General features: G+C 30.3%; 12 protein-coding genes and 2 tRNA genes. 9 read left to right on the top strand and 5 right to left on the bottom strand.

The genetic code is table 11. The features are described from left to right. Positions 1-72 precede the first annotated feature (72 nt). Together ACE193_RS01570 and ACE193_RS01565 are read left to right on the top strand one after the other, a co-directional pair. Positions 73-1,056, top strand: coding sequence for a M20/M25/M40 family metallo-hydrolase (locus tag ACE193_RS01570; protein WP_375561266.1), 984 nt, complete (start codon positions 73-75; stop codon positions 1,054-1,056). Between the two features lie 266 nt (positions 1,057-1,322). Continuing rightward, complete coding sequence (locus ACE193_RS01565; RefSeq protein WP_375561265.1) at positions 1,323-2,561, top strand: AAA family ATPase; 1,239 nt, start codon at positions 1,323-1,325, stop codon at positions 2,559-2,561. Positions 2,562-2,733: 172 nt separating this feature from the next. Here ACE193_RS01565 and ACE193_RS01560 read toward each other — a convergent pair whose 3' ends face one another. Further along, on the bottom strand, positions 2,734-3,510 hold the full coding sequence (locus ACE193_RS01560) for an enoyl-CoA hydratase/isomerase family protein (protein WP_375561264.1): 777 nt from the start codon (positions 3,508-3,510) through the stop codon (positions 2,734-2,736). 265 nt (positions 3,511-3,775) lie between these two features. On the opposite strand from ACE193_RS01560, the gene ACE193_RS01555 reads away from it, so the two are divergent. Further along, complete coding sequence (locus tag ACE193_RS01555) at positions 3,776-4,027, top strand: T9SS type A sorting domain-containing protein (protein ID WP_375561263.1); 252 nt, start codon at positions 3,776-3,778, stop codon at positions 4,025-4,027. 165 nt (positions 4,028-4,192) lie between these two features. Here ACE193_RS01555 and ACE193_RS01550 read toward each other — a convergent pair. After that, positions 4,193-4,266 (bottom strand) — tRNA-Arg (locus ACE193_RS01550). Positions 4,267-4,422: 156 nt separating this feature from the next. Continuing rightward, positions 4,423-4,496, bottom strand: a tRNA-Arg gene (locus ACE193_RS01545). 397 nt (positions 4,497-4,893) lie between these two features. Here ACE193_RS01545 and ACE193_RS01540 point away from each other — a divergent pair. The 5 genes from ACE193_RS01540 (at position 4,894) to ACE193_RS01520 (ending at position 10,380) form a co-directional block, all read left to right on the top strand. Beyond that, a complete protein-coding gene (locus ACE193_RS01540; protein WP_375561262.1) occupies positions 4,894-7,389 on the top strand; it encodes a DUF3160 domain-containing protein in 2,496 nt (831 codons plus the stop codon). A gap of 111 nt (positions 7,390-7,500) precedes the next feature. Beyond that, a complete protein-coding gene (locus tag ACE193_RS01535; RefSeq protein ID WP_375561261.1) occupies positions 7,501-8,100 on the top strand; it encodes a DUF262 domain-containing protein in 600 nt (199 codons plus the stop codon). Positions 8,101-8,238: 138 nt separating this feature from the next. Further along, on the top strand, positions 8,239-8,601 hold the full coding sequence (locus tag ACE193_RS01530; RefSeq protein WP_375561260.1) for a hypothetical protein: 363 nt from the start codon (positions 8,239-8,241) through the stop codon (positions 8,599-8,601). Positions 8,602-8,613: 12 nt separating this feature from the next. Next, on the top strand, positions 8,614-9,972 hold the full coding sequence (locus ACE193_RS01525; RefSeq protein ID WP_375561259.1) for a DUF3696 domain-containing protein: 1,359 nt from the start codon (positions 8,614-8,616) through the stop codon (positions 9,970-9,972). A 9-nt stretch (positions 9,973-9,981) separates the two neighbouring features. Next, a complete protein-coding gene (locus ACE193_RS01520) occupies positions 9,982-10,380 on the top strand; it encodes a hypothetical protein (protein ID WP_375561258.1) in 399 nt (132 codons plus the stop codon). 8 nt (positions 10,381-10,388) lie between these two features. Here ACE193_RS01520 and ACE193_RS01515 read toward each other — a convergent pair whose 3' ends face one another. Continuing rightward, positions 10,389-11,477, bottom strand: coding sequence for an ISAs1 family transposase (locus ACE193_RS01515; protein WP_375558711.1), 1,089 nt, complete (start codon positions 11,475-11,477; stop codon positions 10,389-10,391). Between the two features lie 88 nt (positions 11,478-11,565). On the opposite strand from ACE193_RS01515, the gene ACE193_RS01510 reads away from it, so the two are divergent. Next, positions 11,566-12,180 (top strand): hypothetical protein, encoded by a 615-nt coding sequence (locus ACE193_RS01510; protein ID WP_375561257.1) that lies wholly within the window; start codon positions 11,566-11,568, stop codon positions 12,178-12,180. Between the two features lie 94 nt (positions 12,181-12,274). Here the strand turns inward: ACE193_RS01510 and ACE193_RS01505 are convergent, their stop codons facing one another. Continuing rightward, positions 12,275-13,654, bottom strand: a complete 1,380-nt coding sequence (locus ACE193_RS01505) for a dipeptidase (protein WP_375561256.1) — start codon at positions 13,652-13,654, stop codon at positions 12,275-12,277. Between the last annotated feature and the right edge of the window lie 186 nt (positions 13,655-13,840).

Genomic DNA, 13,840 nt, shown 5'->3' with positions numbered 1-13,840 from the left:
CTTCCCAACAATACAGTTTCTTCCCTTAAATCTATGAAAGAATCAAACATAAATTTTGACCTACTAAAAAAGATGTGTAACGTTTTTGCTCCTGTTGGAAATGAAGCACCCATGAAAGAATTCGTCTTGAATTATGTAAAAGAAAATCAAAAACACTGGAAAGTACAACCTCAAATTATTGAAGGTGAAGATTTTCAAGATTGTGTAATGCTTGTTTTTGGTAAGCCTAGAACGGCAGCTTTTGCTCACTTAGACTCAATCGGTTTTATGGCTCGTTATGATAATCATTTGGTCAGAATTGGTTCTCCAAAATATGAGGATGGTTATAAATTAATTGGAAAAGATTCGAAAGGAGAAATTGAAGGTACTTTGAAAGTGAAATACGATACTGAAGATAATGAAGATAAAAAGAAGAAGAAAAAAAATAAAAAGAAGAAAAAACGAGGTTCAAGACAACATCGCAAGCCGTTAGGTCAAGTTAAGTTACAATTAGATTTTGATAGAACTGTCGATGTAGGAACTGAATTTGTCTTCAAACAAAACTTTATAGAAACAGATAAATATGTACAATCGTGTTACATGGACGACCGTTTGGGGTGTTGGAATTTATTAAAAACTGCCGAAACATTAGAAAACGGAATTCTTGCTTTTTCGTGTTATGAAGAGATTGGAGGAGGAACAATGCCATTTTTACTCAAATGGATGTGGGAAAATCACAGAATCAAACAATGTTTAATTTCGGATATTACGTGGATAACAGAAGGTGTAAAACATGGAGAAGGTGTAGCCGTTTCGATGCGTGACAGAAATATCCCAAGAAGAAGTTTCTTGAATAAAGTTATTGATTTAGTAAAAGAATCAGGTGTAAAATATCAGTTGGAAGTCGAAAATGATGGAGGAAGTGATGCTAAAGAAATTCAATCTTCTGTTTATCCAATGGACTGGTGTTTTATTGGTGCTGCCGAAGCTGGTGTTCATTCGCCTGATGAAAAAGTACATAAAGACGATATAAAAGCAATGACAGATGTGTATGAATATCTAATGGAAAAACTTTAGAAGTTAATTACAAATTATGGATTGTCAATTATGACTGAAATATTTTAATTATATTGAAAAGTAATTTCTTTTTTGTTCTACATCAATAAATAATCTACAACTATATTACTTTTTTCTTGCAACTTTCTTGTCTTTTGAAACGTTGTCTTTGTCTAGTCATTTTATAAAAAGAATTAAAGAATTTATTCCTTCTATGGAATTTTTAGTTGATTGATATTCAGCATTTTTAATTCGTAATTTTTAATTCGTAATTCGTAATTGTAAATATGCACAACACCAACAGAAATAGTAATTCGAATCATCGTAGAGTAAAAGATACATCAGAAGAAAATAACCTATCAAAATTATCCAATCACAGTGGAATGAATCAAGAAAATAAACCCTATTTAGGAAAATATAATGTATTTGGCGACGGATATTTTAGCGAAGATTATTATTTACTCAATCGATATGGTCAAAAACTAATTGATTTTGGAGTTCGTGATTATTTTGAAAGTAATCAACTTGTTTCTCTCAATCAATTTTTGAAACTCTTAGAAGAAAATGATTACACACCTATTTCTATCTATCGTCGTAATACTACTTACAATAAAAAAGAAACTCGTTATTCGATAGATTGGTATTTGATGTTAGATGATGAATCAATTATCATAAATATGAATTATGATGCTGTCTTGAAATTAGATGATGTTATTTTTAGGTTTGATATGATAACAGCTATCGAAGATACTCCAGTAGAAAAACTAGAAAAAATCTTTGAGTTGGCTACAAAATGTATCATCGAAACCAAAGATGATGACAAACGTTACATCAATATTGTAGGAAATACACCAAGAACAGGACTTACATTAAGAAAGCATCAAATTAAACCTCCTACCATTCCAGATTTGGATTTGTATTATGGAGATAAATTTGAAGAAAAACACAAAGTATTAGTAAATGAGATAAATGAAAAAAATAATTCAGGTTTATTTATTTTTCATGGTGTAACAGGAAGTGGAAAAACAAACTATATTCGTTACTTGATTAGTAAAGCAAAACCAGAAATAGAATTTATTTTTTATCCAATTACGCTTTTGAGAGAAATTACAAGTCCAGATTTGATTACATTTTTGTCAGATTATCAAGATGCTGTTTTGATAATTGAAGAGTCAGAAGACTCTGTACAGGCTCGTGATTTGTTTAATACAGACAAAAGTTCGATTGCAAATCTATTGAATGTTTCGGATGGTCTTTTGTCTGATGTCTTGAATCTCAAAATTATTTGTACTTTCAATACAGACATCAAAAATTTAGATAAGGCTCTTTTACGTGAAGGACGTTTGTTAGGAATTCATCGTTTTGAAGCTCTTGCTGTCGAAAATGCCAATAAAATTGCAAAATTAAATAATATTACTAGAGAGTTTAAAGAACCTGCAACGCTTGCACAAATCTATAATGTTCCTCTGAATGAAGATTTTTCTGATTTTTCAGTTCGTCAGAAAAAAATAGGTTTTGGGAAGTAATTTGTAATCTCTATTCCAATTTGTTATTCCACAAAAAGCCTTTCTAAAAATGAATTTAGAAAGGCTTTTTTTATAGGGTTATCTTCTGTAATAATTTAAAATTGTAAACTGAAAGGTGATAAAATAAAATTAATTACTACTTTAATTTGTTAATTATATATTTTAGATATTCTTATTTCCCTTTAAAGTCAGCTTTTCTTTTCTCCAAAAATGCACTTGTTCCTTCTTTGAAATCTTCCGAACGACAACAATTAGCAAAGGCGTTAGCTTCTGTTTGATATCCATCTTCTGAACGATATACCGAATTTACACTTTCAATGATTTGTCCTAGAGCAATAGGAGCTTTTTTATTCAATTTTTGGAGCATTTCCTCTGCTTTTTCTACTACTTCGTGTGAAGCCACTACATGATTTACAAGCCCTAAAGAAAGAGCTGTTTTAGCATCAACCATATCTCCAGTCATCAATAATTCCATAGCTTTCGAACGACCAATATAGACTGTCAAACGTTGTGTTCCACCATAACCAGGGATAATTCCTAAATTAATTTCAGGCTGACCAAATTTTGCATTTTCAGAAGCAATACGAATATGACAAGCCATAGCCAACTCGCAACCACCACCTAAAGCAAAACCATTAACAGCAGCCACAACAGGTTTTGGGCAATTTTCTATTTTTAAGAATATTTCTTGTCCACGTTCAGCAAATTTACGAGCATTCATTTCATTTATCTCAGCAATTTCTGAAATATCTGCACCTGCTACAAAGGCTTTATTTCCTGCTCCAGTAACCAAGACTGATTTTACTTCCTCATCATCGTACGCACGAGTAAAGGCTTTATCTATTTCCTCCATCGTTTCGATATTGAGGGCATTTAATTTGTTTTCTCTATTAATGGTAACTTTTAGAATTCCATTAGAGAGTGTAACGAGTAAATTTTTGTATTCCATATAAATAGATTTCAAATAGTTTTATAGATTTAACTATTTATTTTTTCAAATGACTTTTTAGTGAGATTAGTTATCTTCAAAGGTAAGAAGTTTGGTACGGATTCACAATTAATTTAATCGTTTTTTGTTTTTCAGTGATGTAGGCAGTTGGTATTAATATTTTTTCATTGTTTTATTTTCCAAGCACGCTAGTTTAAAACTATGCACTTTCAGTACATAGCTCGTTTAGTTTTCTGTACCAATTGTTGTTACTGGAGAAGAAAAATTGATAACTGATTTGTTTACAGTTTATCCAAACCCAAGTACAGGAGTTTTCAATGTGCAATTTCCAGTAGCATTACAAGAAGATATGCAAGTTTCTATTTTTGATGTGATAGGAAAAGTCATCAAAATACAAACTTTTGAAAAAGGTAATCAAACCTTTACCCTTGATATTGCAGAGTTTGCAAAAGGTATGTATTTGCTTCGTTTCAATCAAGACGGAGCTACTTATTCTAAATCTATTATCTTAGAATAAGAAAAATAAGATTAAAGCAGACAAGCAAAAACCCTTCATTCTTTGAGTGAAGCGTTTTTTTGTGGTACAGACCTAGATATAAAATGATATATAACAAAAATACACACTTTGGAAAAACAAAAAACCCTGTTTAGAGTGTCTAAACAGGGTTTTTAGAAGTGTTTGTGAACCCGACAGGAGTCAAACCTGTAACCTCTACAGCCGTAATGTAGTGCTCTATTCAATTGAGCTACGAGTCCATTTGTTTAAGGAACAATTACAGATTTTTATTAATTTGTAACTACTGACAAAACTACTTAAAATAATAAATAGTTCCAAAAATAATTTACTATTAATTTTTGTGTTAATTTTATAATTTGTTGTTGATATTTCTACCAACAACAAACATAAAGTTGTGAACCCGACAGGAGTCAAACCTGTAACCTCTACAGCCGTAATGTAGTGCTCTATTCAATTGAGCTACGAGTCCAGTACAAATTAATAACATTCTTTGCTGTTATTGCGAGTGCAAAGGTAAGAATGTTTTTCTAAACTGCAAAATGATTTGAAAATTTATTTCAAAAAAAATGATTGTAACACTATGAAAAACGAAGTAGCTTGTGTATAACATTTTAATAATCAAATAATTAAGGCTTGTAATTTAGCAGAATTGCAATCAATTATTATTTTTGAAAATTATACCTTGTATCTCAAATATTATCATTGAATAATTTTAATTGTATAGTTTGAAAGACAAAGTAATGGGAGGGTTATAAAAATGAATTTCTTTACATCAAAAAGTGATTCAGAAATTCATTTTCTAAATTATTTTATCTAACTTTTGGAATAAAATCATAGCAAACAATTTTTACCAAATTACTTTTCTAATGAAAAAAAATATAACTTCTCTTTTTATTTCTGTATTGGCTTTTGCCTTTCTTATTATCTGTTTTTTATCTTGTGATACAAACAAACCTATCAAAGAAGATAATTCTTCTGATAGTACTTCTGTTTCAACTACTACAAATTCGGAAGTATCAACCACTCCAAATGAAGAAGCTACACTTTCTTACAAAAAAGACCTTCTAAAAGGCGATTATTATAATATTGACCTCAATCAAGATTTGAGTACAAAATCTTTAGAAGAACTTCGCTTGCTTCGAAATGCCTTAGTAGCCAAACAAGGTTATTTATTTATGAATGCTGATTTACGTGGTTTTTTTTCAGCTCAAGGTTGGTATGATGATTTAATGATGCAGCGTTGGGAAGTAGAAGATGAGGGTGGAGATATAAAGCCAATAGCATTAAATGCAGAAGAAAGTGCCTTTGCCGATAAAATAAAGGCTTTAGAAGAAGCCAAAAAGAAAGAAAATTATATTGAAGTTAATGGAAAAACAGTTCCAAATATTAATAATGTTGTGAATTTATGGCAATATGAAAATGTAGAGGAAGGATTTTTGAAAAAAATAGCTCAAAATGGTTTTGCGATTGTTCCGAATGATAATATTCAGTTTTTTCATGTTTATGAGGAAAATGATTATCGTCAAACACCTCATTTTGTAACAAGTGATATGTACTTGCAGCTTTTTCACATGTATTTTATGTATGTTTTGAGAACCCTAGAAGAAGAAAATTTTTCGCCTATGCTTGCTAATCTTTGTGAAGGATTATACAATGCAAACTATCAACTAGCTCAAACAGAAACCAACCCAGAACTCAAAGAAGCTGCTCAATGGAACTCTACTTATTTTGCGATTGCACTTCATTTATTAAATCAAAAAAATAAACCTATCATTGAGGCACATAAAGAATTCTATAAAAAGGAAATAGAAAATGTAATGGCTCAACGTGATAATAATTCAGATTTTTTGGATTATAAAGACACCAAATTTGCTTATAGCCTTTTCAAACCTCGTGGACATTATACACGCAAAAAAACACTACAAAATTATTTTCGTGCTATGATTTGGATTCAAACTGTTCCTCAATGCTTAGAAAAAGACGAACATTTGCGTAGAATGGCTCTCAATGCTCATTTTTTGAATACCGAAAAGTCAGCACAAGGAAAATCATTAATTCAACTCTATCAAGGAATTTTAGAACCTACTACTTTTTTGATTGGAGAGCCTGATAATCTTTCTGCCCTCAATATCGTTAACCTTTTGGGAGAAATAGGCATTCAATCTCCTCAAACACTTACCCAAAAAGCTCCCTTACAGGCTCTCAGAACCAAATTACAGACTTTAGCAAAAACACTCAATAAAATAAAACCTGAAATAGAGAGAACCTGTCCAGACAAAATTAATCTAATGCCTCAACGCTATTTAGTTGATAATGAAATTTTGCAGCGATTAGTAGAAGTCGTAGAAGGACAGCCTTCAAAACGCCCTTTTCCGAAAGGATTAGATGTTTTTGCAGCCTTTGGAAATAAAGCAGCACAAAAAAATCTACTTGAAGTGTATAATGAAAAGGAAAATTGGGACGAATATATGCCAAGACTAGAAGGTTTACAAACCAAACTCAAAGACTACAACGAATGGGACGAAGCTGTTTATAATAAATGGGTTTATACACTTTTGGGTAGTTTTGAGTATGATAAAAGAACACCTCCACACCTCAAAAGTGATGCGTGGGATTTAAAAACCTTGAATACAAGCCTAGCTTCTTGGGCAGAACTCAAACACGATGCGATTCTATATGCAGAACAACCAATGGCTGCTGAATGTGGTGGTGGTGGGCCTCCAGATCCTTATACATTGGCTTATGTTGAACCAAATGCTATTTTTTGGAAACGTCTTTTGGAATTGGTTGATTTGAATAAAAGTTTATTACAAAAACATAATTTATTCAAATCTTTTGAAGAAAAAACAACTCAAATGCGTGAACAAATAGAGTTTTTAAATAGAATTTCTGAAAAGCAATTAGCAAATCAAAAAGTAACAGAATTAGAATTTAGACAGCTAGAATATATTGGTGGAAGTGTTGAAATGTTTACGCTTTCTATTATTGATAATCAACTTTCGTATTTGGATAGTTGGGAAAATGTAACTGGAACAGATAAATCTATTGCTGTGGTAGCTGATATTTATACAAATAATATTGATGCAGAAAAGAAAGGAATCCTGCACGTAGGAGTTGGAAAAGTAAATGATATTTTTGTGATTGTAGAGATAGAAGGGTATTTGTATCTTACTCGTGGAGGAACTTTTGGGTATCACGAATTTGTAAAAGACCCAAATACAAGATTAAATGATGAAGAATGGCAAAAGATTTTGGAAACAGAGGATAAACCAAGCCTTCCAAAATTTCTGAATCCAATTTTGTATGAAGGAGAACAAAAACCAAAAACAAATGAAAAAGTAATGTATAGTTCGGGGTGTTGATTTTTTTTCTTCTATAATTTCTTATTTTTACAAAAAAAAAATAATTCTCAACTGTTTGAAACAAATAGTTGAGAATTTTGTATCTTTTGAAAAAGTAAACATTATATAACTATGGAAACTACACAGAAATCTCTTTTTGAAGAAAAAGAAAGTATTTATCCAAAAGATTTGAGAGGTTTTAAAGTAGGAATTAAAGAAGAAAAGTTTAAGGTCTATGAACTGTTGAATCAGTATTACAAAGAAGATAGAATACTTAATGTTATTTCTGAAGATAAATTGGTTTGGTCAGAAAATAAAATGAGTCGTTTTATAGAATCAGTTATTTTAGATTTGCCTATTCCTGCTCTCTTTTTTAGTCAGACGGTAGAAAATAAAAATCTTATAATAGATGGACAACAGAGAATTCTTACTTTACTTTTGTTTACAGGAAAGATAAAAGAAAAAAATGCTTACAAAAAGGTGAATTTTAGATTAACAGGCTTAAAAGGACTTCCTTATCTAAATGGAAAAAATTATCAAGACTTGAAAGAACACATTGGTTTACAAGCAAAAATTGAGAGTAAACTATTAGATATTTTTTTATTTCAGCCTTCTGTAAAAATAAATATTATTTATGATATTCTGAAACGCATAAATGCTAGACAAAATAGTTTTGAGGAACAAAAAATTAGAAATGTTATTATAAGAGGAAAAGCAACAAATTTGCTATAAGAATTAGCCCAAAATGAATGTTTTAAGATAGCTACACACAATATATTTTCAAAAAAAGCATTAAAAGCTCAAGAGATTATTTTATATATTTTATCGTTTATGTTTTTTCAATATCAAAATAATATTCATACAACAAATATGAATGATTTTTTAGAAGCAGGAATGAAGAAAATAAATAGCATAAATGAATATGAAATAGAAGTATTAAAAGAGAGATTTGAAAGAATGATGAAACTGTCTTATTCTATTTTTGGAAAAGAAAATTTCCTATTGTTATCTAATGATAAAAAAAATAATTTATCTATTATTTTTTATATTTGTTTTTTTATAGATGATATGAGAGATGATTTTATAGAAAAAAACAAAGAAAAAATAAAAGAAAATTATAAAGACTTGATTTCACAATCAACTTATACTAAAAGTCTGATTTCAAAAGCAAATACAAGTAGAGATATTCAACAGAAAATTAATAAAGCCAAAACTATTTTATCAAACGTATAGCACACCTTTTTTATGCTCAAAGAAATTTGTTTAAAAAACTTCAAATGTTTTCGTGAAGAAACTACTTTTCCTCTTTCTACCATAAACCTACTGACAGGAATAAATGGAAGAGGAAAATCTACGCTCCTACAATCTATGCTATTGATGAAACAAAGTGTAGAACACAATGAATACACAAATAAACTTATTTTGAATGGAAATTGTGTGAACTTGGGAACGTATGAAGATTTGAAAAATAGTGAAAATGCTTTGGAAGAAGAGGTGGAGATTTATTTTGATTATGAAAACAAGAGAATCGAAGGAACAACCAATACAAAATATATGGTTTCTAATATAACAAGTGAAATTTCTAGAGTGGAAATCTTATTTAAGTATGAGCTTTTAGAAGAACCAGAAGAATATAGAGACGTATTGATTAGAACAAATCCTCCAAGTCATTACAGAAATAAATTATGTTTTAGAGGTTCGTTAGTTTGGGGAACATCTTCTGAAGAAGTAGATGGATATAAGAAAACTGAATTAAATCATTTTAAGGAAAAAGTATATATAGCTCCTAATTTAATTGAACTAAAAAGTTTACTACCAAATATTTCTGATGCAGAAATAGATATTCACTCTGATTATTCGGAGGATAGTGTTACCTTTTATCAGTACATTAGATATATGAATTTCTACAATGAAATCCACTACATTGCAGCCGACCGATTAGGTTCACAAGAATATTACAAAAAAATAAATCTAAATGATTTTATAAGTGTCGATAAAAAAGGAGAAAACTTAGCAACAGTTTTATTTGAATTAAAAGAAGAATTAGTAAATGATAAATTATATTTAGGAAAGAGGATAAATAGATTGGAGGATCAAGTCGGAGAATGGTTAAGCAAAATATTTGATACAGAGGTAGAAATTAAAGTGGAAGAAGGTTCTTATATTTATGAAATTTTGTTTACTATCAAAGAAAAAGAATACAAACCGACCAATGTAGGTTTTGGCTATTCTTATATTTTGCCAATTATTGTTTCTGGTTTGATAGCAAAAGAAGGCGAAATATTGATTATAGAAAATCCAGAGGCACACCTACACCCAAAAGCACAATCTGAATTGACAAAATTTTTAGCAAAAGTAGCTTCTTGTGGTGTTCAGATTTTTATAGAAAGTCATAGTGAACATATTTTGAATGGTTTGCAGGTTACAGCAAAACAAGAAGAGTTTGAAATTACAAATGAAGATGTAAATATTCTATATTTTCACGATAATGAAGATACTTATTTTACCCAAATTCCTGTAAAACCTAATGGAAAAATAGAGGTTTGGAAAGATGGATTTTTTGATCAATCTGAAAAAGATTTAGATACTATTTTGGGGCTTTAAAAATAAATCATGCAGATAGTAGAAATATTCATTAATGAAAAATCTTGGAACAATAACAATTATCAAGACTTTGAAGATTTAAAAGATATTGTAGATGTATTCCGTCGAATGCTTTCTTTGATTATAGAGAAAAATAAATCTTATCCAAGTCTAAATTTATTTTTTGATGAAAAAGGATTAGATATTTTTTTGAACAATGAAGATGTCAAAACGTATGAAAGACAAAACCTAAAGCAGATACTTCAACGTCTGAAAAAAGCGAAAGATTGGCAAGAAACAGAATATAAACAACATTCTCAACAAGACAATTTTTATTATTTAGATTTATTGAATTATAAAATTGAGCCTGTTTATAATACGTTAGCAGAAATTACACATAGAAAACTAGAAAAAGAAGATTCAGACTAAACGCACTATTAAATGAACATTTTGGTAAAAAGTTGTTCAGCATAGCTTGTATTCCAATTAATTTTATTCATCATTTTTTTAGTGCTAAGTTTAGTTTCATACATTTTAGCAGCATTTAGTATTATTTTTCTGACTAGTGCTAAATTATGAACTGAATTGTCTTTTCGGTTTCTTTTTTCGTCTTCTTTTAAAATAACGTCTAGTTGCCAATGTAATTTATTTTCTATTGCCCAATGCCCTCTAGCTAATTTATAGGCTTGTTTTGCACTCAAATTTTTAATACTTGAGATATAATAGCGTATATGTTCTCCTCGTAATGAGCTATTTGTAGTTAATTTTATTAAAGTTACTAAACCTAACCAATTAGCTAGATTTTCTATCCATTTACAGTTTGAACTTACCTCTACTTTATATTCTACTACTTGATTAGCACTTGCTGACCAATCTTGTGTCTCAAATATATCATCAGCCTTTTCTACTTTAAAAGTAAGCTCTGTTTGCTCTAAAAGATGTTTTTGGTTTCCTTTTAGGGCTAAAAAATAATCTCCTTCTTTCTCTATAATCTGTTGAGCAATCGCTTGTTGTGTTCCCATAGCATCTAAAGAAACAACATATCCTTTCAAATAAAGCATTCCTAAAAGAGCTGGAATAGCCGTAATTTCATTACTTTTTTCTTCTACTTGAACCTGTCCTAAACTCAAACCTAGTTCACTAGCAACAGCACTAACTAAATAAATCCCCGTTTTACTACCCCGAAGAGCTTTTCCATCCACACTAATTTGCTGATAAGGTAAACCTAAATCTTTAATGCAAGCTGAAATCCAATCCATAAAACAACTATTAAAAAAAGCACTATCTAAGTGTAAAAAAACTCTACGTATAGTATCATGGGAAGGAATTCCGTTAGGCAAACGTAGAAAATTTTGTAAAAATTCCTTTTTCTCAATACCAAAATCGGCTATTTCTTCATAACCATCTGCACCATGAAAAATAGCACATACACTTAAAAGCAAAATATCCTGCAAATTGTGCAAGTAATTTTTATTTTGCCTACGAAAATCAGGAACTTCTGATAAATAAGAGCTTAAACTGACCATAAAAGAGAAAAAATTAAAAGTGAGAACGAAAATTAACTCTTTTTTATTAATTTTATAGTGCGTTTAGTCTGAAGAAGATTGTACTTTCTTGATTCTCAATTTTGGAAACTCTCCTTACGGCAGAGAAAAGTTTTTGTCTTTACTCAAAAAATCTCGTACAGAACTTCCCAAAATCACACATATTCAGCAAATTGATAATATTGAAGAGCTTAAAAAATGGCTTCGTGTTGAAATTGAATGGAAAAATTGTTTAGAGCCTTCTAAATTTGAAGAGATAAAAAAAAAATATGAAAAATCGAAACTGAATAATTTTGATTTTAATTCGTGGAATCCATCATTAAAATATTTACCCCTTACAGAAATTTCAAATCATTTAGTAGATAATGACTGGGATAAATTTAGATTATATCTTCGTTCAAATGCTTCTCAAAAAAATAGTTTAATAAGTAAAATGGCTCAAAAAGTAGCAATTATAAACGGTTACAGTTTTGATAGTAAAGTTAGTGATTTGAATAAAACTAAAGATAAAATAAGGCAGATTTATAGTGCAGGAGAAAATAGAAATAAAATATATTTATCTGTAGATTTTGAAAAGGGAGCTTATGAAATTTGTGATTTTCAAGGCACTCATTTGGGAGAATTTTTGTTTGATGAAAAACTAAATGGGAAAGCTGATAAATCACATAATATAAGGATAAAGTAAAAAAACGAACCACAAAATAAATTGTAGTTCGTTTTTTGCTTAAAAACTCTGCTTGCTGTTGTTTGTGTCCCCACAAACGATATTTATTTAAAATCTAAACCAATTCTGGCTTATAAATTTTAGCATATTGGAAGAAGAAATGAGGAATTGTATTTATTCCTTTGTAATAATTGAAAAGTCCGTAATGTTCATTTGGTGAATGAATGGCATCAGAATCTAAGCCAAAGCCCATCAAAATACTATCAATTCCGAGTTCAGATTTGAACATCGCAACGATTGGAATACTTCCACCTCCACGCATTGGAATTGGATCTTTATCAAATGTTTGCTTATAGGCAAAACTTGCAGCTTGATATGCTTGTGAATCTATTGGTGTAACTACTGGTTCGCCTCCATGATGAGGTTTTACAAGAACGCTTACAGAAGGAGGAGCAATTTTTTCAAAATGCTTCTTAAAAAGTTTTGTTATAGTTTCAGAATCTTGATTAGGAACTAAACGCATAGAAATTTTAGCATACGCTTTTGATGCGATAACTGTTTTTGCGCCTTCGCCTGTATATCCTCCCCAAATTCCGTTTACATCTAAAGTCGGACGGATAGAAGCACGTTCTAAAGTAGAATATCCCTTTTCTCCTTCTACATCTTTTAGTCCAATAGATTTTTTATATTCTTCCAAAGAGAAAGGAGCTTCTGCCATTTTTGTACGCTCTTCTTTTGAAAGGTCTTCTACATCATCATAAAAATTTTCTACTGTAATACGTCCGTCCTCATCTTTCAAAGAAGCAATCATATCACAAAGAACATTGATTGGATTCGGAACAGCACCACCATAAAGCCCTGAATGCAAATCACGATTAGGACCTGTAACCTCTACTTCTACATACGAAAGACCACGCAAACCAACTGTTACAGAAGGAATATCATTGGCAATCATTCCAGTATCAGAAATCAAAATTACATCAGCAGCTAATTTTTCTCTGTTATTTTGCACAAAAATTCCTAAGTTATCTGAGCCTACCTCTTCTTCGCCTTCTATCATAAATTTGACATTACAAGGCAAAGAATTTGTTTTCATCATAGCTTCAAATGCTTTTAAGTGCATATACATTTGTCCTTTGTCGTCGCACGCACCACGAGCATAAATTTTTTCATCTCTGATAGTTGGTTCAAAAGGAGGAGTTTCCCAAAGGTCTAATGGGTCTGGTGGCTGAACATCATAATGTCCATAAACTAAAACTGTAGGAAGAGAAGAATCAATAATTTTTTCTCCATAAACAATAGGATAACCTGCTGTTTGGCACAGTTCTACTTTATCAGCACCTGCTTCTTCTAATTTTTCTTTCAAAAAATCGCCTGCTCTAAAAACATCAGCTTTGTACTTGCTATCAGCACTTACAGAAGGGATGCGAAGTAAGTCTTTAAGTTCTTCTAAGAAGCGTTCTTTGTTTTGTTCTATATAATCGTGTGTCTTCATATATTGATTTACTAAAATTATTTAGTGAGAATTAAATGTGTTATTTACAAATTTAAGAATTTATTAGAGTTAAAATAATTTTTAGGCTTGATTTGTTTGTTTGGGTAGTCAAACCAAGCAAATTATTTTCTCTATAAGCTATCTTCAATTTGAGTGGAATATACAGTTTTTTCTTCAAAAAAAGAA

It is taken from the genome of Bernardetia aquimarina (genome assembly GCF_042180575.1).
Taxonomy (GTDB): domain Bacteria; phylum Bacteroidota; class Bacteroidia; order Cytophagales; family Bernardetiaceae; genus Bernardetia.
Note: the sequence above shows the minus strand (reverse complement) of the source record. Positions and strands in the feature narration are given on the sequence as shown.

Coding starts and splice junctions, on each gene's coding strand:
- ACE193_RS01570 (WP_375561266.1), top strand. CDS start 73: ATGTGTAACGTTTTTGCTCCTGTTGGAAATGAAGCACCCATGAAAGAA.
- ACE193_RS01565 (WP_375561265.1), top strand. CDS start 1,323: ATGCACAACACCAACAGAAATAGTAATTCGAATCATCGTAGAGTAAAA.
- ACE193_RS01560 (WP_375561264.1), bottom strand. CDS start 3,510: ATGGAATACAAAAATTTACTCGTTACACTCTCTAATGGAATTCTAAAA.
- ACE193_RS01540 (WP_375561262.1), top strand. CDS start 4,894: ATGAAAAAAAATATAACTTCTCTTTTTATTTCTGTATTGGCTTTTGCC.
- ACE193_RS01535 (WP_375561261.1), top strand. CDS start 7,501: ATGGAAACTACACAGAAATCTCTTTTTGAAGAAAAAGAAAGTATTTAT.
- ACE193_RS01530 (WP_375561260.1), top strand. CDS start 8,239: ATGAATGATTTTTTAGAAGCAGGAATGAAGAAAATAAATAGCATAAAT.
- ACE193_RS01525 (WP_375561259.1), top strand. CDS start 8,614: ATGCTCAAAGAAATTTGTTTAAAAAACTTCAAATGTTTTCGTGAAGAA.
- ACE193_RS01520 (WP_375561258.1), top strand. CDS start 9,982: ATGCAGATAGTAGAAATATTCATTAATGAAAAATCTTGGAACAATAAC.
- ACE193_RS01515 (WP_375558711.1), bottom strand. CDS start 11,477: ATGGTCAGTTTAAGCTCTTATTTATCAGAAGTTCCTGATTTTCGTAGG.
- ACE193_RS01505 (WP_375561256.1), bottom strand. CDS start 13,654: ATGAAGACACACGATTATATAGAACAAAACAAAGAACGCTTCTTAGAA.